The organism is Micrococcus luteus (genome assembly GCF_022664405.1).
Classification (GTDB): Bacteria; Actinomycetota; Actinomycetes; order Actinomycetales; family Micrococcaceae; genus Micrococcus; species Micrococcus luteus.
Genome location: NZ_JAKRLB010000027.1, coordinates 1 through 19401 on the forward strand (window position 1 = coordinate 1; position 19401 = coordinate 19401).

14 protein-coding genes, 1 tRNA gene, 4 pseudogenes and 1 other annotated feature are annotated in these 19401 nt (G+C 70.2%); of the genes and pseudogenes, 8 read left to right on the forward strand and 11 right to left on the reverse strand.

Going from position 1 to position 19401, the window contains the following annotated elements:
* Positions 1-124: 124 nt before the first annotated feature.
* Together MF605_RS12025 and MF605_RS10740 are read right to left on the reverse strand one after the other, a co-directional pair.
* A pseudogene (locus MF605_RS12025) lies at positions 125-487 on the reverse strand (transposase); the annotation flags it as partial.
* A gap of 141 nt (positions 488-628) precedes the next feature.
* Positions 629-1771, reverse strand: a complete 1143-nt coding sequence (locus MF605_RS10740; RefSeq protein ID WP_043282823.1) for a calcium/sodium antiporter — start codon at positions 1769-1771, stop codon at positions 629-631.
* Positions 1772-1943: 172 nt separating this feature from the next.
* On the opposite strand from MF605_RS10740, the pseudogene MF605_RS10745 reads away from it, so the two are divergent.
* Positions 1944-3316 (forward strand): annotated as a pseudogene (locus tag MF605_RS10745) (IS1380 family transposase).
* Here the strand turns inward: MF605_RS10745 and MF605_RS10750 are convergent.
* A pseudogene (locus tag MF605_RS10750) lies at positions 3285-3725 on the reverse strand (ISL3 family transposase); the annotation flags it as partial. The pseudogenes MF605_RS10745 and MF605_RS10750 overlap by 32 nt on opposite strands.
* A 137-nt stretch (positions 3726-3862) precedes the next feature.
* Between MF605_RS10750 and MF605_RS10755 the strand changes: the two are divergent.
* The 4 genes and pseudogenes from MF605_RS10755 to MF605_RS10770 all read left to right on the forward strand — a co-directional run bounded on the left by MF605_RS10755 (position 3863) and on the right by MF605_RS10770 (position 7107).
* Positions 3863-5146, forward strand: a complete 1284-nt coding sequence (locus MF605_RS10755; RefSeq protein ID WP_036337267.1) for an IS256 family transposase — start codon at positions 3863-3865, stop codon at positions 5144-5146.
* A gap of 62 nt (positions 5147-5208) precedes the next feature.
* On the forward strand, positions 5209-5541 hold the full coding sequence (locus MF605_RS10760) for a DUF3024 domain-containing protein (protein WP_036315702.1): 333 nt from the start codon (positions 5209-5211) through the stop codon (positions 5539-5541).
* Positions 5542-5585: 44 nt separating this feature from the next.
* Positions 5586-5783: a hypothetical protein gene (locus MF605_RS10765; RefSeq protein ID WP_010078466.1), complete on the forward strand. Its 198-nt coding sequence runs from the start codon at positions 5586-5588 to the stop codon at positions 5781-5783.
* 59 nt (positions 5784-5842) lie between these two features.
* Positions 5843-7107, forward strand: a pseudogene (locus MF605_RS10770) (IS3 family transposase).
* Positions 6142-6276: a sequence feature (AL1L pseudoknot), on the forward strand. It overlaps the preceding pseudogene by 135 nt.
* 270 nt (positions 7108-7377) lie before the next feature.
* Here the strand turns inward: MF605_RS10770 and MF605_RS10775 are convergent.
* The 8 genes from MF605_RS10775 to MF605_RS10810 form a co-directional block, all read right to left on the reverse strand.
* A tRNA-Pro gene (locus MF605_RS10775) sits at positions 7378-7454 on the reverse strand.
* A gap of 376 nt (positions 7455-7830) precedes the next feature.
* On the reverse strand, positions 7831-8310 hold the full coding sequence (locus tag MF605_RS10780; RefSeq protein WP_061866970.1) for a hypothetical protein: 480 nt from the start codon (positions 8308-8310) through the stop codon (positions 7831-7833).
* A gap of 105 nt (positions 8311-8415) precedes the next feature.
* Positions 8416-9954 carry a ribosome biogenesis GTPase Der gene (gene der / locus MF605_RS10785; RefSeq protein ID WP_061866971.1) on the reverse strand — a complete coding sequence of 513 codons (1539 nt, stop codon included), beginning with the start codon at positions 9952-9954 and terminating at the stop codon, positions 8416-8418.
* Positions 9951-10682 (reverse strand): (d)CMP kinase, encoded by a 732-nt coding sequence (cmk, locus tag MF605_RS10790; RefSeq protein ID WP_002857424.1) that lies wholly within the window; start codon positions 10680-10682, stop codon positions 9951-9953. Before cmk ends, der begins: the two co-directional genes overlap by 4 nt.
* Before the next feature lies 1 nt (position 10683).
* Positions 10684-11844, reverse strand: coding sequence for a prephenate dehydrogenase (locus MF605_RS10795; protein WP_061866972.1), 1161 nt, complete (start codon positions 11842-11844; stop codon positions 10684-10686).
* Positions 11841-12797 (reverse strand): pseudouridine synthase, encoded by a 957-nt coding sequence (locus MF605_RS10800; protein WP_036338127.1) that lies wholly within the window; start codon positions 12795-12797, stop codon positions 11841-11843. The genes MF605_RS10795 and MF605_RS10800 overlap by 4 nt, the downstream gene beginning before the upstream one ends.
* 222 nt (positions 12798-13019) lie before the next feature.
* A complete protein-coding gene (locus MF605_RS10805; protein ID WP_061867171.1) occupies positions 13020-13880 on the reverse strand; it encodes a ParA family protein in 861 nt (286 codons plus the stop codon).
* 158 nt (positions 13881-14038) lie between these two features.
* Entirely contained in the window at positions 14039-15994 is a 1956-nt protein-coding gene (locus tag MF605_RS10810; RefSeq protein ID WP_134416926.1) for an AMP-binding protein, read from the reverse strand.
* A gap of 216 nt (positions 15995-16210) precedes the next feature.
* On the opposite strand from MF605_RS10810, the gene MF605_RS10815 reads away from it, so the two are divergent.
* Genes MF605_RS10815 through prpB form a run of 3 tightly spaced genes read left to right on the forward strand, consistent with a single transcriptional unit; the run spans position 16211 to position 19361 of the window.
* Positions 16211-16900 carry a GntR family transcriptional regulator gene (locus MF605_RS10815; protein ID WP_020628108.1) on the forward strand — a complete coding sequence of 230 codons (690 nt, stop codon included), beginning with the start codon at positions 16211-16213 and terminating at the stop codon, positions 16898-16900.
* Complete coding sequence (locus tag MF605_RS10820; protein WP_134416927.1) at positions 16897-18423, forward strand: MmgE/PrpD family protein; 1527 nt, start codon at positions 16897-16899, stop codon at positions 18421-18423. The genes MF605_RS10815 and MF605_RS10820 overlap by 4 nt, the downstream gene beginning before the upstream one ends.
* Entirely contained in the window at positions 18423-19361 is a 939-nt protein-coding gene (gene prpB, locus MF605_RS10825) for a methylisocitrate lyase (protein ID WP_123244155.1), read from the forward strand. The genes MF605_RS10820 and prpB overlap by 1 nt, the downstream gene beginning before the upstream one ends.
* Positions 19362-19401 lie beyond the last annotated feature (40 nt).

Below are 19401 nucleotides of genomic sequence, written 5' to 3' on the forward strand. Positions count from 1 at the left end.
CAACCACCACCGCCGGCACTCCTCGCTCGGCTACCTAACCCCAGCCGAGTACGCTCGGCAGTGCACCCATCAAATGGAAACCGACGACTCACAGAACGTCCGGACCGAATGAAGGGGGCGGCTCACGGCCCTGAGCGTCGGGAGAGTTCGCCATGCGTTCAACGGTCGGGTCTGCGGCCTCCAGACGCAAGCGACCCGCGATCTCGTTCGGCATCCATGACGCTGCGAGGTCGGCGTTGACGCGGGCCTCGAGTACCGGGTCCTTTGCCACTTTCCGGACCTGTGGGCGAGAGCGCTGGCGTTGCGCTTTCACGTCCGCGGTCACGGCTTGATAGCCGCGCGTCTTCGTCGAGTTCGGTCGAAGCTCTCTGGAGACCACCGAAGGGCATCTACCCAGGTGAGACGCGATCTTCCGGACTCCCCACCCGGCCTTCGATCCCGTCGAGATCTCCATCCGCTCCGTGAACGTGAGTCGCCGCCGCACCATCCCAGGCCTCCTCGCCTCGAGCCCCCACCGACCGGGAGTGTTGCTACGACGCTATGACACCACCAACCGACAGTCATCTCTTGCCGATTTACATTCAGCCGACGACCTGAATGAAGCCAGCAGCCGAATGCACTCGACGGTCTACGTCGAAGTCGTGGTCTGGTCCAGGTCTCGGCGTCCCTTGCGGAGCCCGATTTCGTAGGCTGTAAAGGAAATGAGCGTCAGTGCGATTAACGGCAGCACGAACCACGCCATGGCTACGGTGAATCCCTCCAGTGCATCGTGCGCTGTGGCAGCCAGCACAAGGTATCCGGTGTAGGCGGCGTACAAAACCACGAACAAGCCGCCCTCCCAACGCGCCACCGCGAAGCCCGTGAACGCGATCGGCAGTAGTGCCACTGCGGCCGCCAGCATTACTGGGATATCGAAGGCCACTGCGGCGCCGGATACGGGAATGCCCTCAAGAGAGATGAGCGCGGTTAGTCCTAGCACTACCCCTATGTTGAAGATATTGCTGCCGACCACGTTGCCCACCGCTAGGTCGCGTTCACCGCGACGCACGGCAATGATGGACGTCGCCAGCTCGGGCAGCGATGTCCCGACAGCCACAACGGTCAGTCCGACCACGAGGCTGCTTACGCCCAACGTGGTGGCTATGTTCACTGCTCCTTCCACGAGCAGCGTGGCACCGGCGACCAGCAACGCGACCCCCAGCAGCACAAAGAAGAGCGACCTGCTGACCGAGGCGCCTAGCGCAGCCCCTTCCTCGTCGGCTGGATCGACGGTTGCCGAATCTCCTGTCCCTTCCCGGGCATTCACCGCGGTCTTGGCGTCCCGCCGACTAATCACCACGGACATTATGGTGTGGACCACCACACCGAAAAATAGTATCAGCCCGTCCACCGCACTGATCCTCCCATCCAGGGACACAAGGAGCAGTAGAACTGACAAGACGACCATCAGGGGCAGGTCAAAGCGGATCAGCCTCCGCTTTACAGCGAGGGGAACGACCAGCGCGGACAGTCCCAGGATGAGCAGGACATTAATGATGTTGCTGCCAACCGCATTGCCCACGGCAAGCCCCGGTTCATCACGCAGTACAGCACCGACGCTCACTGCGAACTCGGGTGCCGACGTCGCCGCTGACACTACGGTGAGACCGATCACCAATGACGAAATCCCGAAACGTCCGGCCAGTGCTGACGCCCCACGCACCAAAAATTCCCCACCCAAGACCAGCAGCACCAGTCCGGCCACGATCCGTCCAATATCAAGCGCATCCATGAGTAGGAGTGTACGGACCACAGTTCAGGCCCTGCCACGAGCACCCGCTGACCTCGAGATTTCACTGGGGTGTGGTCTCGACGGGTGGGCGTCATAGAGAAAGGTGCTCCTGGCCTGGGATGATACGGGGTGTCGAGTCTCGTAATCCCTGGCCGGAAGGAGCACCTTTCAGGTGTCCCACCCTACCGTGTTCTTCTACCCCCGCCCGCGTGTGGACGTCGCTGAGGTCCCGGCGGCCTCGCATGCGGGCGCGGTGCTGCTGACCGACACGATCCACGCCACCGGCCTCGCCTCTTCGCTGCGTGAAGCGTTGGGTTCATGGACGAAACCGCTGGCCGAGCATCACGCCTCCAAGGTCCTGCTGGACCTCGCGATGACTCTCGCGGTGGGCGGGGAGGTCGCCCGTGACACCGACCTGCTGCGGTGCGAGCCGGGCCTGTTCGGTGACGTCGCCTCGGCCCCAACGATCTCCCGCACGCTCACCACCCTCGCTGAGGACGCGCCCGCCGTGATGACCGCGATCGCCAGGGCTCGCAGGACCGCGCGCGAGCAGGCCTGGGCCCTGGCCGGCGAGCATTCCCCGGCCGAGGGGACGAGCGCGAAGACCCCGCTGGTCATCGACCTCGACGCCACCCTGATCAACGTCCACAGTGAGAAGGAGCAAGCCGCCCCGACGTTCAAACGCGGCTTCGGCTACCACCCTCTGTACGCGTTCCTGGACCACGGCAGCGAAGGAACCGGGGAACCGCTCGCGATCCACCTTCGCCCCGGCAACGCGGGCTCGAACACCGCCAGCGATCACATCGCCGTCACCCGTCTGGCCCTTGCGCAGCTCCCACCGGCCCTGCTGGGCCGGGGCGGGCGGGGATCGAAAAAGGTCCTGATTCGCACCGACGGGGCCGGCGGCCCCAAGGACTTCGCGGGCTGGCTGGAGCGGCAGCGTCTGGCCTACTCAGTCGGGTTCACCCTCCCCGCGAACACTCCTGACCTGTTGGAACGTATTGATGAGGCGAAGGCGTGGACTCCTGCCTACGACACCGACACCGAAGGGATCCGCGATGGGGCATGGGTCGCGGAACTGACCGGACTACTGGACCTGCCCGGGTGGCCCCCGGAATGCGGGTAACCGTAAGGAAGGAACGCCCCCACCCCGGAGTGCAGCTACGGATCACCGATCACAAAGGGATGCGGATCACTGCGTTCGCGACCAACGCCCCACGCGGCCAGCTTCCAGTGCTGGAGCTGCGTCACCGCCGCCGCGCGCGCTGCGAGGACCGGATCCGCAACGCCAAGGACATGGGCCTGATGAAGTTCCCGCTGCAGGGATTCGCGCAGAACCAGGTCTGGTGCCAGATCGTCCAGCTCGCCGGCGTCATCGTCGCCTGGATCCAGGCCATCGCGCTGGCCGGCCATGATGCACGTCGCTGGGAGCCCAAACGGTTTCGCGCACGGTTGTTCGAGATCCCCGCGACCATCGTGCGCCGCTGTCGGCACAAGATCCTGCATTCGAGGCTCATCGCATTTGAGGGTGTAGCAAGGGTCTGAAGCCGCCTGATTCGAGGAGGCTGCGGGCGATGTAGTTGGTGAGGTTGCGGAAGCCGAGGGCGGAGCCGCGCAGGTGTTCGAGCCGGCCGTTGATCGCCTCCGTCGGACCGTTGCTGGTGCCCAGTCGCTCGAAGAACGCCAGCACGTCGGCGGCGCGTTTGGTCAGTGTCCGGCCGAGCTTGCCCAGTTCCTCGAGGGTGTCGGGGACCTTCTTGCTCAGCGCCGCGATCACCTTCTCCATCTTGGCCTTAGCCTTTGCGCGGTCGAATTCTCGATACGCGGCGACCATGGCCTGGTAGATCTCCCAGGCCGCTTCGACCGCGGCGTGCTTCTCGTGGGCGAAGAGGACGCTGAGGTGTTCTTTTTGGCGGTCGGTCAGCAGGCTCATCCCGGTGTGGAGGGTGCGGCGCAGTTGCGTCCGGCAGAGTGGTGTACGAATCCCGCAGCACGTTGACTCCGGTTGGCGTGTCGACCGCGAAGTAGAAGCGGTCACCGCGGGAGGCTTTCGAGGAAACTCTCACATCCCACTCGAAAGGGACACCCGCGATGACCGCTCCCCACGATATCGACCCCCAGGCGTTTCTGTCCGATCTGCTCACCCAGGCCTCGCCGGACTTGATGCGTCAGATGCTCACCACCTTCATCAATGCCCTGCTGTCGGCCGAGGCTGACAGCGTGTGCGGCGCCGCCTACGGCGCCCGCTCGGATGAGCGCACCAACCGGCGTAACGGCTACCGGCACCGGGACCTGGACACCCGCGCCGGCACCATCGACGTCGCGATCCCGAAACTGCGCGAAGGCACCTACTTTCCCGACTGGCTCCTGGAGCGGCGCCGCCGCGCCGAGGCAGCGCTGACCACGGTGGTCGCCACCTGCTACCTGCTCGGCGTCTCCACCCGCCGGATGGACAAACTGGTGCAGACTCTCGGCATCACGGGCCTGTCGAAATCGCAGGTCTCAGAGATGAGTAAAGACCTGGATGCGCAGGTCGAAGCGTTCCGCACCCGGCCGCTCGATGCTGGGCCGTATCGGTTTGTCGCCGCCGACGCGCTCGTGCTCAAAGTGCGTGAACACGGCCGGGTCGTCAAGGTCGCCGCCATGGTCGCCACCGGCATCAACAACGACGGCTACCGCGAGATCCTCGGCCTGCAACTGGGCACCGCGGAGACCAGGGAGGGGTGGCTCGGGTTCTTCCGTGATCTGGCTGCCCGCGGCCTGTCGGGGGTGGAGCTGATCACCTCCGATGCCCATGCCGGGCTGGTCGAAGCGGCCGGGGCGGTGTTCGGGACGGCGCAGTGGCAGCGCTGCCGCACCCACTACGCGGCCAACCTGATGGCGGTGTGCCCGAAGTCGCAGTGGCCCGCGGTGAAAGCGCTGCTGCACAGCGTCTACACCCAGCCCGACGTCGAGGCGGTGATCGCCCAGTACGAGCACATGATCGACAGCCTGGCCACCCATCTGCCGGCCGCTGCCGAGCACCTCGAGGGCGCCCGCGATGAGGTGCTCACGTTCACGAAGTTCCCGAAGGAGGTGTGGAAGAAGATCTGGTCGAACAACCCGAACGAACGGCTCAACAAGGAGATCCGGAGACGCACCGACGTCGTCGGCATCTTCCCCAGCCGAGTCGCGGTGATTAGACTCCTCGGCGCGGTGCTGGCCGAGCAGCACGACGAATGGACCGAATCACGGCGCTACATGAGCCTGGAATTGCTGACCGCGACCGACACGATGCTCGCCGAAGCAGCCGCGAAAGCCGCGGCTGAACAAGCCGCCCTACAGGTCAGCGACACCATGACCGACGACCCCGGCCACGCGGCACTCGCCGCCTGACAACCCACCCGACCACGAGGAACCCGACAAAGCCTCGATACACCACTCAAAAGGACTTGACCATGGCTATGCCCGAGACCGACCTGCTGCGCATCGGCCGCTGGTGCCGTGAACGCGTGCCCGAGCACCTGTGGGATCAGGTGAGAGTAGAAGCCGAGATCGCCGACCGGCACGTCACGATCATCGAGACGCGGCCGCCGTGGGACGGGCAGGGCGACTGGACGCGGTTCCCGGTCGCGCGCCTGCGATACACCGTCAAGACCGGCCAGTGGAGCATCTACTGGCGTGACCGGCACATGAAGTTCCACGAGTACACGAAGAGGCGCCCGACGAAGAACGTCCAGAGTCTGCTCGACTACATCGGCAGCCACCAGGATCCGATCTTCTGGGGCTGAGAGCTCCCACGGCCGTGTCGGTACTCACCGCTACGGTCGGGAGTATGAGCGAAGAGCAATGGGATGAAGCGGCCTTCCGCGCATCGATCCCGGCCGCGCGCGAGAAGGTTGAGTTTGCCGCAAGGTTCTGCGAGATCGGCCCCTCACAGCCCCGCTGGGATAGTCACCGTCCCGTCGTCGAGTTGATCTTCTATCTCTGCAAGCTCGACTACGACATCAAGGTGCTCCTGCTGCCTTCCTGACCGATTGAAGCGCCCTGGGTTTGTTGGAGACTCCTGACCTTGGAAACGAGGATGGAGTTATGCCGAAAGAGCAGACAGCGGGGAAGCCGACGACGCGTCGGTATTCGCCGGAGGAGAAGGCCGCGGCGGTCCGGATGGTGAGGACGCTGCGTGCCGAGCTGGGGACCGAGCATGGGACCGTCAATCGGGTCGCGACGCAGCTCGGGTACGGGGTCGAGTCCGTGCGGATGTGGGTCAAGCAAGCCGACATCGACGACGGCGTCACCTCTGGCGTGAGCAGCGCTGAGGCGCGGCGGGTGCGTGAACTGGAGCAGGAAGTCCGGGAGTTGCGGCGGGCCAACGAGGTCCTCAAGCGTGCTGCGTCTTTCTTCGGGGCGGAGCTCGACCGCCACTACCGGAAGTAGTCGCGTTCATCGACGCGAACAAGGATGACCTGGTCGACGCTCGCCGGCTCGGAGTCGAGCTCATCTGCAGGCTGCTGCAGGTGGCTCCGAGCAGCTACTACGCCGCCAAGACCCGCGCCCCCTCGGCTCGCGCGGTGCGGGACGAGGAGCTGATCCCGCAGCTGGTCGAGCTCTAGGAGACGAACTACCGCGTCTACGGGGTCAGAAAGCTCTGGAAGACCGCGCGTCGCGCCGGGATCGACATCGGCCGAGATCAGACGGGCCGGCTCATGCGCGCCGCAGGGATTAAGGGCGCGACCAGGTCGAAGCGGGTGAAGACGACCCGGCCAGATCCGACCGCGGCGCGGCACCCGGACCTCGTGAAGCGGGAGTTCACCGCGCCTGCCCCGAACCGGCTCTGGGTCACCGACCTGGCGTTCGTGCCGACGTGGGCCGGCGTCGCGTACGTCTGCTTCATCGTCGACGCGTTCTCCCGGATGATCGTCGGGTGGCGGTGCGCGTCACACATGCGCACCGAGATGGTCCTCGACGCGATCGAGATGGCCCGCTGGTCCCGCGGCGCTCGCCACGAGGACCTGCGCTGCCACAGCGACGCGGGGTCTCAATTCACCTCCATTCGCTACGGCGAACGCCTCGCCGAGATCGGAGCGACACCGTCGATCGGGACCGTCGGGGACAGCTATGACAACGCCCTGGCCGAGACCGTGAACGGCTATTACAAGGCCGAGCACGTCCGCGGACCCGCACGGCCAGGTCCCTGGCGGACGGTCGAGGACCTCGAGCTCGCGACCCTCGGGTGGGTGTCCTGGCACAACACGCAACGCCTCCACGGCTACCTCGGCGACGTCCCACCCGCCGAGTTCGAGGACACGTTCTATGCTGTCGAAGCCGGCCGCGAACAGCTGGTCGGAATCAAATAGCGCGAGTCTCCATCAGACCCAGGGGGCTTCAGGGCCAACGCTCTGGTCACCGACGAGATCGATTTTGGATCGAGCCGCTCGGCCACTGAGGAAGTTCTGAATTCCCGGGGATATAAGTCGAGCCGAACGCCGAACCGTAGGGTTTGTCTCGATCGGTTTGCGCTAAGGAATATGCCAGGCACAGAAAGAGGCCCAGGCGCTCCCCTCGACGGAGCACCTGGGCCTCATTCCGTATTCCCAGGCAGATGCGGACTCTGACCCGTGGGAATGTGGTCGGGCTAGCGGGATTTGAACCCACGACCTCTTGACCCCCAGTCAAGCGCGCTACCAAGCTGCGCCATAGCCCGTGGCGAATCGCGGTCATCCGCGCTTCAGCACCCGACGAGCATACCCCACCCGCACCGCCGGACGCGAATCGGGAGCGGGTATGCCGGGGCGTCGTCGTCAGGGGCAAAACGCGTGACACCCCGGAACGTGAACAAGGGGCCCACGTCCTCTTCACAGACGTGAACCCCTCATCCCTTGACCGAGGGCCACCCGACCGAGAGTCCCCCAGCGACCGCGGCCCTGGCGTACCGGTGGGCCTGGCGGTCTGCACGAACCCTCTCATGACTGAGGGTGCAGTCGCGCACGGGTGAAGCGTAACACGCCAGGCCGCTTCGATCCGCCGTTCCGGGCGGGTCGAAGAGGCGTGTCGGGGGCTCACGGAGCGCCGTCTCAGGATCAGTAGGTGAAGGTCCGGTCCCCCACGCGGAATTCGACGTCCTCCAGGTCCGGGATGGCGTCGCGCGCCCGGTCCGCCGCCTCCCGCATCGTGTCCTCGAGAACCTGGGGATCGGCCTCGAGCAGGGACTGGCCGAACTCGATGACCACCTTCCCGTCCTCCCGGAGGGCCTCGACGTCGACGATGTCCGAACCGGAGGGCAGGGATCGCGTCAGGTCCTCGACGACCTCGGCGGCGCGCTGGTCCGCCTCCTCGAGGGCGCCCTCCGCCTCCTGGCGCAGCTGCCCCAGGTCCACGCGGTCCGAGGCGTCCGCCTCCAGCTCGCTGATCCGGTCCTCGGCCTGGGCGAGCCGGTCCTCCGCGCTCTGCAGCGCGGCCCGGGTCTCGCCGTCGTCGACCGCGCAGCCGGATGCGGCCAGCGCGAGCGCGGCCAGGGTGGCCAGGGACAGGGCGGCGGGGCGACGTCGGATGAGGCTCATGCCCACAGGCTACGAGGCGAAGGTGGAAGAACTGTGGGAGCTTGCCGGGACGACGACGTCCCCCGGCGCGGGAGGCCGAGGGACGTCGTCGGTGGCGGGGCCGGATCAGCGGCCGCGACCGCGCTTCTCGCGCACGCGCATCCCGATCTCGAGGGGCGTGCCCTCGAACCCGAACGTCTCGCGCAGGCGGCGCACGATGAACCGGCGGTAGCCGGGGTCCAGGAACCCCGTGGTGAACAGCACGAACTTGGGCGGCCGGCTCGAGACCTGGGTCGCGAACAGGATGCGGGGCTGCTTGCCGCCGCGCAGCGGGTGCGGGTGGGCCGCCACGAGCTCGCCGAGGAACGCGTTGAGCTTGCCCGTGGGGATGCGGGTGTCCCACGAGTCCAGGGCGAGGTCCAGCGCGGGGACGAGACGGTCCTTGTGCCAGCCGGTCTTCGCGGAGATGTTCACGCGCGGCGCCCACGCGACGTGCGCCAGGTCCCGCTCGATCTCCTTGGCCAGCTGGTACCGGCGGTCCTCATCCACCTGGTCCCACTTGTTGAACGCGATCACGAGGGCGCGTCCGGAGTCCAGCACCATCTGGAGGATGCGCACGTCCTGCTCCGAGATCACCTGCGGCGCCTCGAGCAGCACCACGGCCACCTCGGCGCGGTCCAGGGCGGAGGCCGTGCGCAGCGACGCGTAGTAGTCGGCGCCGTGGGCCATGTGCTGCCGTCGGCGGATGCCGGCGGTGTCCACGAAGCGCCACAGGCGTCCGCCGAGCTCCACGAGCTCGTCCACGGGGTCGCGCGTGGTGCCGGCCAGGTCGTCCACCACCACGCGGTCCGAGCCGGCCAGCTTGTTCAGCAGCGAGGACTTGCCCACGTTCGGCCGGCCCACGAGGGCGATCCGGCGCGGGCCGCCGCGCGGCACGAGACCGCCGTGGGCGGACTCCTCCGGCAGTGCCTCGAGCGCGGCGTCCAACAGGTCCGCGACGCCGCGGCCGTGCACCGCGGACACCGGGTACGGGTAGCCGAAGCCGAGCGACCACAGGGTGGCGGCGTCGGCCTCCTGGACCATGTCGTCCACCTTGTTGGCGGCCACGATCACCGGGCGGTCCTTGCGACGCAGCATCGAGACCACGGCCTCGTCCGTGGCCGTCATGCCGACGGTGGCGTCCACCACGAACACGACGGCGTCCGCCACGTCCACGGCCAGCTCGGCCTGCTCGGCCACGCGACGGTGGATGCCCTTGGCGTCGTGCTCCCAGCCGCCGGTGTCCACCACGGTGAACTCGCGGCCGTTCCACTCGGCGTCGTAGGAGACGCGGTCGCGCGTCACGCCGGGCACGTCCTCCACCACGGCCTCACGGCGGCCGATGATGCGGTTGACGAGCGTGGACTTGCCGACGTTCGGCCGGCCCACGATGGCCAGCACGGGCGGCACGGGCGCGTCGACGTCCTCGTCGGGCCCGAGCTGCCACGCGTCGAGGAGGGCGGCGTCGTCCTCCTCGAGCTCGTAGTCCTCGAGGCCGGCGCGCAGCGACGCGGCGCGCGCCTCGGCCTCCTCCTCGGTCATGGCGGCGAGCCGCTCGGCCACCTGATCGTCGCCGGCGGGGACGAACTCGTCCTCACCGGAGCGGTGCTGGGGGTTCTCGGTCATCGTCGGCCTCCCTTCACGGCCGGGATGCCGGCCTGGTCCTCGACGGCGGCCAGGACGGCCGCCACGGTCTGCTCGAAGTCGAGCTCGGTGGAGTCCACGAGCGCCACCCCGTCGGCGGGGCGGTCGAACGTGGACACGGTGGCGTCGCGGGCGTCGCGCCCGGCCACCTGACGGTGCAGCGTGCCGGCGTCGACGCCGGTCTCCCCCGCCGCGGCCAGCTGGCCGGAGCGGCGGGCGGTGCGCACGGCCTCGGAGGCCGTGAGCAGCACGCGCGCGTGGGCGTCCGGGGCCACCACCGTGGTGATGTCGCGGCCCTCGGCGACCATCCGGCCCGCGGCGGCGATCGCCGCCCGCTGGCGGCGGTGCAGCTCCTCGCGCACCGGGATCACCACGGCGACGGTGGAGACCGTGTCCGTGACCTCGGGGCCGCGGATCGCCTCGGTGACGTCCGTGCCGCCGACCCGCACGGCCTCGACGTCCGGGTCGGTGGACTGGTCCAGGTCCATGGCGACGGCGGCCGCCGCCACGGCCTCCGCATCGGCCAGGTCGACGCCCTCGTGCAGGCAGTGCCACGCCACGGCGCGGTACATGGCGCCGGTGTCCAGGTATGCGGCGCCGAGACGCCGGGCCACGGCCTTGGACACGGACGACTTGCCCGAGCCCGAGGGCCCGTCCACCGCCACCACGAGCGGCGCGGGTGCGACGTCGTCGCGGGTGTGCTCGGTCATCTCAGACCACCTTCCATCCGGCGGCGGTCAGCGCCGCCACGAGTTCGTCCCTGCGGCCGGGCAGCACGGAGATCTCCACCATGCCGACCCGGTGGCCCGAGGCGTGCTCGAGCCGCAGGTCCTCCACGTTCACGTCCGTGCGGCCGACCTTGTCGAGGAGGGCCGCGATCTGCCCGGGGGCGTCGTCCACGATCACCGTGACCACCGCGAACGCCTGCGGCGGCGCCCCGTGCTTGCCGGGCACCCGGGCCCGACCGGCGTTGCCCTCGGCGATCAGCTGCGCCATGTCCAGCCGCGCCCCGGGGGCGGAGGGGTCCTCCAGGGTGCGGATCAGCCGGTCCAGGTCCGCCCGCAGCCCGTGCAGCGCCGGCACGATCCGCCCGGCGTTGCCGGAGAGGATCTGCACCCACAGCTGCGGATCCGACGCCGCGATCCGGGTGGTGTCCCGCAGCCCGTTGCCGGCCAGGGCGAGCGCCTGGTCCGGGGTGTCCTGCAGGCGGGAGGCCACGAGCGAGGCGGCGATCTGCGGCAGGTGCGAGATCAGCGCGACCGATTCGTCGTGGGCGCGGGCGGCCATCCGGTAGGGGGTGGCCTGCAGCGTCAGCGCGAGCGCCCGACCGGCCGCGAGGGCGGCCGGGTGGGTCGTGTCCGTCGGGCACAGCACCCACGGCGCCTGCGTGAACAGGGTGCCGCGGGCCGCCACGGGACCGGACCGCTCGGAGCCGGCCATCGGGTGCGTCCCGAGGTACCGGTCGGCGTCCTGTGGAGCCAGGCGGCCGTCGTCGACGGCGGCGCGCACGCCCGTGGCGACCGCCTCCTTCACCGAGGCGATGTCCACCACCACGGCCGCGGGCCAGCGGCGCAGCGAGTCCACCACGACGTCGGCGGTCACGTCCGGCGGCGCGGCCACGACGACGAGGCCCGGGGCGGCGTCGAGGTCGTCGCCCTCGGCGTCCAGGCGGGCCGGACGCCCGGCGCGGATGTCCGCGGCCACGGCCAGGGCGGCGGGCGAGGGGTCGTGCAGGCGCACGTCCACACCGGCCGAGCTCAGCCCGATGCCGATCGAGGTGCCCAGCAGGCCGGTCCCCCGGACGAGGACGGGCTGCGGGATCCCGGCCGGGCCGTCACCGAGCGCGGCGGCGGACTCGGCGGGCGCGCTCACAGGCCGACCAGGGCCTTGAGGTGGCCCAGCTCCTGCGCGTTGAGCGCACGGACGGTGCCCTGCTTCTGGTCGCCCAGCAGGATCGGGCCCACCTTGACGCGGACGAGCCGCTCGACCGGGTGGCCGATCTCCTGGAACATGCGGCGCACGATGCGGTTCTTGCCCGAGTGCAGCACGACCTCGACGAGCACGTGGCCCGGCGTCGAGTCGACGAGCTTGAACGAGTCGACCTGCGCCACGCCGTCCTCGAGCTCCACGCCCTCGCGCAGGCGGTTGGAGACGCCCTTGGCCAGCGGGCCGCGGGTCTGGACCACGTAGGTCTTGGGGACCTCGTAGCTCGGGTGGGTGAGGCGGTTGGCCAGCTCGCCGTCGTTGGTGAGGATGAGCAGGCCCTCGGTCTCGTTGTCCAGGCGGCCCACGTGGAACAGGTGCTCCTGCCCGGGCTTGAGGTAGGTGGCGATCGAGGGCCGGCCCTCCGGGTCCACCATCGTGGAGATCACGCCGCGGGGCTTGTTGAAGACGAAGTACTGCTTGGTCACGTCCGTCTGCACGGAGATGCCGTCCACGCGGATGACGGCCTTGGCCGGGTCCACGCGCACGCCGGGCTCGGTGACGACGACGCCGTCCACCTCCACGCGGCCCTCGGCGATGAGGTCCTCGCTCACGCGCCGGGACGCCACACCCGCGGCGGCCAGCACCTTCTGCAGGCGCTCACCCGACTCGTCGTGGATGCGGTCGAGGTGGGCGGCCTTGGCCCGGGCGGCGCCGGCGCCGCGGCCGCGGCGACCGCGGGTGCGCGGCACGGCGTCCTCGTCGAAGGGGGCCTCCTCACGGGGGGCGGCGGCGCCGCGGCGGGCACCGATCTGTCGCTGGAAGTCGCGCTCCTGGAACGGGCCGCCCCGTCGACCGACGGCGGGGGTGCGTCCGGAGCCTCGCGGCTTGCGGGAGTTCATGGGGAGGGCGTCCTTTCGGGTGCGCGTCAACGGCGCCGGTCGGGCCGGCGGCGGACGGGTCAGGGGGTGAGGGACGGTCCGGAGACGGACACGCCCGGCTTCATTCTCGCAGATCGGCGGCGTCGCGTCTCCCGGCCACCGCTCCCCCGGCCGCGAGCGCGGAGAAAACCGGCCCGGTCCCGCGACGGGACCGGGCCGGCGTCGTCGGCGGTCAGCGGACGGTCACGGCGCGCCGCCGCGGCAGATCAGCTCGCGGGCGAGCTGCCGGTAGGCCTTGGCCCCGTCGTGGTTCTCGGCGAACAGGGTGATGGGCGTGGCCGCCACCGTGGCGTCGGCGAACTTGATGGACCGCTTGATGACGGTCTCGAACACGCGGTCCCCGAAGCCGGCCACGAGCGAGCCCACGACCTCCTTGGAGTGCAGGGTCCGCTGGTCGAACATCGTGGCCAGCACGCCGTCGATCTCCAGGTCCGGGTTGAGCCGGTCCTGCACCTTCTCGATCGTCTCGACGAGGAGCGCGACCGCGCGCAGCGCGAAGAACTCGGCGGTCAGCGGGATGATCACGCCGTGCGAGGCCGTCAGCGCGTTCACGGTCAGCAGGCCCAGCGAGGGCTGGCAGTCGATGAGGACCACGTCGTAGTCATCGCGGACCTGACGCAGCGCGCGCTCGAGGACCTGCTCGCGGGCCACCTCGTTGACGAGCTGCACCTCGGCCGCGGACAGGTCGATGTTCGCGGGCAGCAGGTCCATGTTCTCGAAGTCGGTGGACAGGATCGCGTCCTTCGCGGTCACCGACCGCTCCATGAGCACGTTGTACACCGTGGTGTCGAGCTCGTGGGGGTTCGCGCCCAGGCCGGCCGAGAGGGCGCCCTGGGGGTCGAAGTCCACCATGAGCACCTTGCGCCCGTAGCCCGCGAGCGCGGCGCCGAGGTTGATGGTGGAGGTCGTCTTCCCGACGCCGCCCTTCTGGTTCACCATCGAGATGATCCGCGCCGGGCCGTGCGAGGCCAGGGGCGCGGGCTCCGGGAAGTCGTGCTTGGGCCGGCCGGTGGGCCCGAGCACGGGCTCACCGTGGATCGTCATCACGGGGATCGGTTCTCTCGAGGTCACGGCGGCGCCGGCTCCTTCCACGGTGGTCTGCATGCCCGGCCGCGGGCCGCGGCACGCCGCGGCCGCCGTCGTCGGCGTGTCCGGATCTTCCTCCACCCTAGTGCCTGGCGTTCCCGGGACGACGGCGGCGCTCAGCCCGCCGGGCGCAGCACCCCGGCCAGGGCCTCGAGCACGGCGGGGTCCTCGATGGTCGAGGGCACCGCGTACTCCTCGCCGTCGGCCATCTGCCGCATGGTCTTGCGCAGGATCTTGCCCGAGCGGGTCCTGGGCAGCGCGTCCACCACGACGACGTCGCGGAAGTCCGCCACCGGGCCCACCTCGCGGCGCACCGCCTGACGCAGCTCGTCCAGGAGCGCGGCCTCGGCCTCGGAGCCGGCCTCGGGCGTCTCGACGCCGGACTTGAGGACCACGTAGCCCGAGGGCCGCTGGCCCTTGAGCGGGTCCGCGATGCCGATCACGGCACATTCGGCCACCGCCGGGTGGGCGGCCAGGGCGGCCTCGAGGACGCCCGTGGACAGCCGGTGCCCGGAGACGTTGATGACGTCGTCGGTGCGGCCGAGCACGAACACGTAGCCGTCGTCGTCCACGACGCCGGAGTCACCGGTCGCGTAATGGCCGGGGAACGCGCTGAGGTAGGAGTCGATGTAGCGCTGGTCGTCGCCCCACAGGGTGGGCAGGGTGCCCGGGGGCAGCGGCAGCCGCAGGGCGATGTTGCCCTCGGTCCCGGCGGGCACGGGCTCGCCCAGGCCGTCCAGGACCACGAGATCGACGCCCGGCGAGGGCACCGAGGACGAGCCGATCTTCACCGGCAGCTGCTCCAGGCCCACCGGGTTCGCCGCGATGGCCCACCCGGTCTCGGTCTGCCACCAGTGGTCGATCACCGGCATGCCCAGCAGGCCCTCGATCCACCGCTGCGTCTCCGGGTCCAGGCGCTCGCCCGCGGCGAAGAAGTGCCGCAGGGAGGACAGGTCGTGGTCCTTGAGCAGCTCGCCCTCGGGGTCGGCGCGGCGGATCGCGCGCAGCGCCGTGGGGGCCGTGAAGAAGGAGCGCACGCCGTGGTCCTCGATCAGCCGCCAGAACGCGCCGGCGTCGGACGTGCCCACGGGCTTGCCCTCGTACATGACCGTGGTGGCCCCGGCCAGCAGCGGGCCGTAGACGATGTAGGAGTGCCCCACGACCCAGCCCACGTCCGAGGCCGTGCACATCGCCTGCCCCGGACCGACGTCGTAGATGTGCTCCATGGTCCAGCGCAGGGCGACGGCGTGGCCCCCGTTGTCCCGGACGACGCCCTTCGGCTTGCCCGTGGTGCCCGAGGTGTAGAGCACGTACAGCGGGTCGGTGGCCTGCACCGGGACGCAGTCGGCCGGCTCGGCGGCCGCGACGGCCTCGCCCCAGTCCTCCCAGCTCGCGCCCCCGCGCCCGTCGGCGTCCGCGAGCGCGGTCTCGAAGCCCTCGCGGTGGTGGACCAGCACCGTGCGCACGGGGTGCGCGGCGGTCTCGAGCGCCTCGGCCACGGCGGGCAGGTATTCGACCCGGCGCTTGGGCTCGATGCCGCCGGAGCAGGTGAGCACGACGTCGGGGGCGGCGTCGTCGATGCGGGAGGCGAGCTCGCGCGGGGCGAAGCCGCCGAAGACCACGGAGTGCACCGCGCCGAGCCGCGCGCACGCCAGCATCGCGATGTGGGCCTGCGGGATCATCGGCAGGTACACGAGGACGCGGTCGCCCTTGCCGACGCCGCGCGCGGCCAGGGCGCCGGCCAGGCGGGCCACCGCGTCCGTGAGCTCGGCGTACGTGTAGCGGGTGACCTCACCGGTCATCGCGGAGTCGTGGATCAGCGCGACGGCGTCCCCGCGGCCCGCCTCGACGTGCCGGTCCAGGCAGTTGAAGGCGGTGTTCAGCTCGCCGTCCGGGAACCAGCGGTACAGAGGCGCGGCGGAGTCGTCGAGGGCGCGCGTGGGCGCGACGGTCCAGTCGATGGCGCGCGCCGCGTCGAGCCAGAACCCCTCGGGGTCGCGGAGGGAGCGGGCGTGGGCGTCGGCGTACGCGCCGGAGGGGCGGTCTTCGGCGGGGGCATCGTGGGTCGCCATGCGCCCAGGGTAGTGCCGTGGATCACAGGGGGCAAGGGATCTGTATACATTTCGTGCCCCGTCAGTGAGGCGTGGCGGCACGCGCGAGACCCGCGCCGGGGACGCACCACCCAGCCCCCGCACGCCGGACGACGCTCCCCGTGGACGGCGTCGCCCGGCACGCGCATCGGACACACCCCCTGCCCTCGGCGGGACTGTTGTGTATACACTGGCGGCATGCGAGCGAGTGAGCGGGCGTACCAGGCCCTGAGGGCGGAGATCCTCGACTGGTCCCTCCCTCCGGGCGCGGGCCTGGGCGAGGTGGAGCAGGCCGAGCGCCTGGGCATCTCGCGCACCCCTCTGCGCGAGGCGCTCTCCCGCCTGGTGGCCGACGGCCTGGCCGAGCAGGCCCCGGGCCGGGGCATCGTCGTCGCCGACCTGTCCCTCGAACAGGCGGACCAGCTGTTCGACCTGCGCATCGCCCTCGAGTCCCTCCTGGCGCGCCGGGCCGCGCAGCGGGCCACCCCGGAGGCGGCCGAGCGGTTCACGGTCCTCGCGGGCCGTTTCCAGGAGGCCGAGGCGGCCCTGCGCGGCGGGACCGACCCGGCGGACTACTACGCGATGACGGCCGAGCTGGACAGCCGGCTGGACGAGGCCGCCGCGAACCCCTACCTCGTCTCCACCCTGCGCACCCTGCGCCTGCACCTGGCGCGCCTGCGCCGACTGGCCGCGGACGACCCGGCCCGCCTCGCGGCCTCCGCCGCGGAGCACGCGGACATCGCCGACGCCGTCGGCTCGGGCGCCGCAGACCTCGCGGAGGCGACCACGCGGGTCCACCTGCACCACGCCTTCCACCATCTGACCCGGCGCGGCCGCGCCGAGGAGACCCCGACCCTGCTGACCCCCACCGAAGGAGACCGACCATGAAGAACCATCACGTGCGCGTCCACCGCTCCGAGGAGAACCTCGAGCGCAAGGACCAGCTGGCCTGGAAGCTGGCCGAGGTGGCCGTCGACGACGTCGAGGTGCTGCCCGAGGTCGAGGAGATGATCGTCAACCGGATCATCGACAACGCCTCCGTCGCCGTCGCCTCGCTGAAGCGCGGCCCGATCGTCGCCGCCCGCGCCCAGGCCCTGTCCCACCCCGTCTCCACCGGCGGCGAGGGCGCCTCCGTGTTCGGTGTGGAGCAGAAGGTCTCCCCCGAGTGGGCCGCGTGGGCCAACGGCGTGGCCGTCCGCGAGCTGGACTACCACGACACGTTCCTGGCCGCCGAGTACTCCCACCCGGGCGACAACATCCCGCCGATCCTCGCCGTCGCCCAGCACGCCGGCCGCTCCGGCAAGGACCTGATCCGCGGCATCGCCACCGGCTACGAGATCCAGGTGGACCTCGTGAAGTCCATCAACCTGTACGGCCACAAGATCGACCACGTGGCCCACATCGGCCCCTCCGCCTCCGCCGGCATCGGCACCCTGCTCGGCCTGGACACCGAGACCATCTTCCAGGCCATCGGCCAGGGCCTGCACACCACCACCGCCACCCGCCAGTCCCGCAAGGGCGAGATCTCCACGTGGAAGGCCCACGCCCCGGCGTTCGCGGGCAAGATGGCCGTCGAGGCCGTGGACCGCGCCATGCGCGGCCAGACCTCCCCCGTCCCGATCTACGAGGGCGAGGACGGCGTGATCGCCTGGCTGCTGGACGGCCCGGACGCCTCCTACGAGGTGCCGCTGCCCGAGCAGGGCGAGCCCAAGCGCGGCATCCTGGACACCTACACCAAGGAGCACTCGGCCGAGTACCAGGCCCAGGCCTGGATCGACCTGGCCCGCAAGCTCCACAGGGAGCACCCCGAGGCCACCGACCCGGCGAACGTCGAGTCGGTGCTGATCAAGACCTCGCACCACACCCACTACGTGATCGGCTCGGGCGCCAACGACCCGCAGAAGTACGATCCGACGGCCTCGCGCGAGACCCTCGACCACTCCATCCCCTACATCTTCACCGTGGCCCTGCAGGACGGCTCCTGGCACCACGTGGACTCCTATGCCCCCGAGCGCGCCCAGCGCGAGGACACCGTGGCCCTGTGGCACAGGGTGACCACCGTGGAGGACCCGGAGTGGACCCGCCGCTACCACTCGCTGGACCTCGCGGAGAAGGCGTTCGGCGGCGCGGTGGAGATCACCCTCAAGGACGGCACCGTCATCACCGACGAGATCGCCGTGGCCGACGCCCACCCGCTCGGCGCCCGGCCCTTCGCCCGCGAACAGTACATCCAGAAGTTCCGCACCCTGGCCGAGGGCATCGTCTCGAAGGAGGAGCAGGACCGCTTCCTGGCCGCCGCCGAGCGCGTGGCCGAGCTGCAGCCCGGCGAGCTGGACCAGCTGAACATCCTGGCGGACCCGGCGTTCCTGCCCGAGGCCGACCTCGCCGCCGCCCCGAAGGGCCTGTTCTGATGCTGTACTCGACGAAGACGGCCGAACAGAAGCGGATCGACCTGCGGCAGACCCTGAAGCAGGGCGGCGCCCAGCAGTTCCCGGGCGCGTTCACCCCGCTGACCGCCAAGCTGATCCAGGAGAAGGGCTTCCCCGGGGTGTACATCTCCGGCGGCGTGCTCGCGAACGAGCTGGGCCTGCCCGACGTCGGGCTGACCACGCTCACCGAGGTGGCCGTGCGCGGCGGGCAGATCGCCCGCCTCACGGACCTGCCGTGCCTCATCGACGCGGACACGGGCTTCGGCGAGCCGATGAACGTGGCCCGCACGGTGCAGGAGTTCGAGAACGCCGGCCTGGCCGGCTGCCACATCGAGGACCAGTTCAACCCCAAGCGATGCGGCCACCTCGACGGCAAGAACATGGTGGACCTCGACACCGCGGTCAAGCGCATCGCCGCCGCCGTCGACGCCCGCCGGGACCCGAACTTCCTCATCATGGCGCGCACCGACCTGCGTGCCGTGGAGGGCCTGGACGCCGCGATCGCCCGCATGAAGGCGCTCGTGGAGGCCGGTGCGGACGCGATCTTCCCGGAGGCCCTGAAGGACATCGGCGAGTTCGAGACCGTGTGTCGCGAGCTGGAGCCCCTCGGGGTCCCGGTCCTGGCGAACATGACCGAGTTCGGCAAGTCCGAGCTGTTCACCCGCCGGCAGCTGGCGGACGCCGGCATCGCGATGGTGATCTACCCGGTCACCCTGCTGCGCTCCGCGATGGGCGCCGCCGAGCGCGTGCTCGACGCCATCAAGGAGGAGGGCACCCAGCAGTCGCAGGTGGAGCAGATGCTCACCCGCGCCCGCCTCTACGAGCTGGTGGACTACGAGGGCTACAACGCCTTCGACACGGGCATCTTCAACTTCGACGTGCCCACGCTCGACATCGGCGCCAACCACGCCGACCTCTGACCCGTCACCGGGCCCGCCCGTGCGCGGGCGGGCCCCACTC

Bases quoted from the DNA above. Each gene is read 5' to 3' on its own strand.
- MF605_RS10755 (WP_036337267.1), top strand. From the start codon at position 3,863: ATGACCGCTCCCCACGATATCGACCCCCAGGCGTTTCTGTCCGATCTG.
- MF605_RS10740 (WP_043282823.1), bottom strand. From the start codon at position 1,771: ATGGATGCGCTTGATATTGGACGGATCGTGGCCGGACTGGTGCTGCTG.
- MF605_RS10820 (WP_134416927.1), top strand. From the start codon at position 16,897: ATGAAGAACCATCACGTGCGCGTCCACCGCTCCGAGGAGAACCTCGAG.
- prpB (WP_123244155.1), top strand. From the start codon at position 18,423: ATGCTGTACTCGACGAAGACGGCCGAACAGAAGCGGATCGACCTGCGG.
- MF605_RS10810 (WP_134416926.1), bottom strand. From the start codon at position 15,994: ATGGCGACCCACGATGCCCCCGCCGAAGACCGCCCCTCCGGCGCGTAC.
- cmk (WP_002857424.1), bottom strand. From the start codon at position 10,682: ATGACCGAGCACACCCGCGACGACGTCGCACCCGCGCCGCTCGTGGTG.
- MF605_RS10805 (WP_061867171.1), bottom strand. From the start codon at position 13,880: ATGACGATCCACGGTGAGCCCGTGCTCGGGCCCACCGGCCGGCCCAAG.
- MF605_RS10780 (WP_061866970.1), bottom strand. From the start codon at position 8,310: ATGAGCCTCATCCGACGTCGCCCCGCCGCCCTGTCCCTGGCCACCCTG.
- MF605_RS10815 (WP_020628108.1), top strand. From the start codon at position 16,211: ATGCGAGCGAGTGAGCGGGCGTACCAGGCCCTGAGGGCGGAGATCCTC.
- MF605_RS10800 (WP_036338127.1), bottom strand. From the start codon at position 12,797: ATGAACTCCCGCAAGCCGCGAGGCTCCGGACGCACCCCCGCCGTCGGT.
- der (WP_061866971.1), bottom strand. From the start codon at position 9,954: ATGACCGAGAACCCCCAGCACCGCTCCGGTGAGGACGAGTTCGTCCCC.
- MF605_RS10760 (WP_036315702.1), top strand. From the start codon at position 5,209: ATGGCTATGCCCGAGACCGACCTGCTGCGCATCGGCCGCTGGTGCCGT.
- MF605_RS10765 (WP_010078466.1), top strand. From the start codon at position 5,586: ATGAGCGAAGAGCAATGGGATGAAGCGGCCTTCCGCGCATCGATCCCG.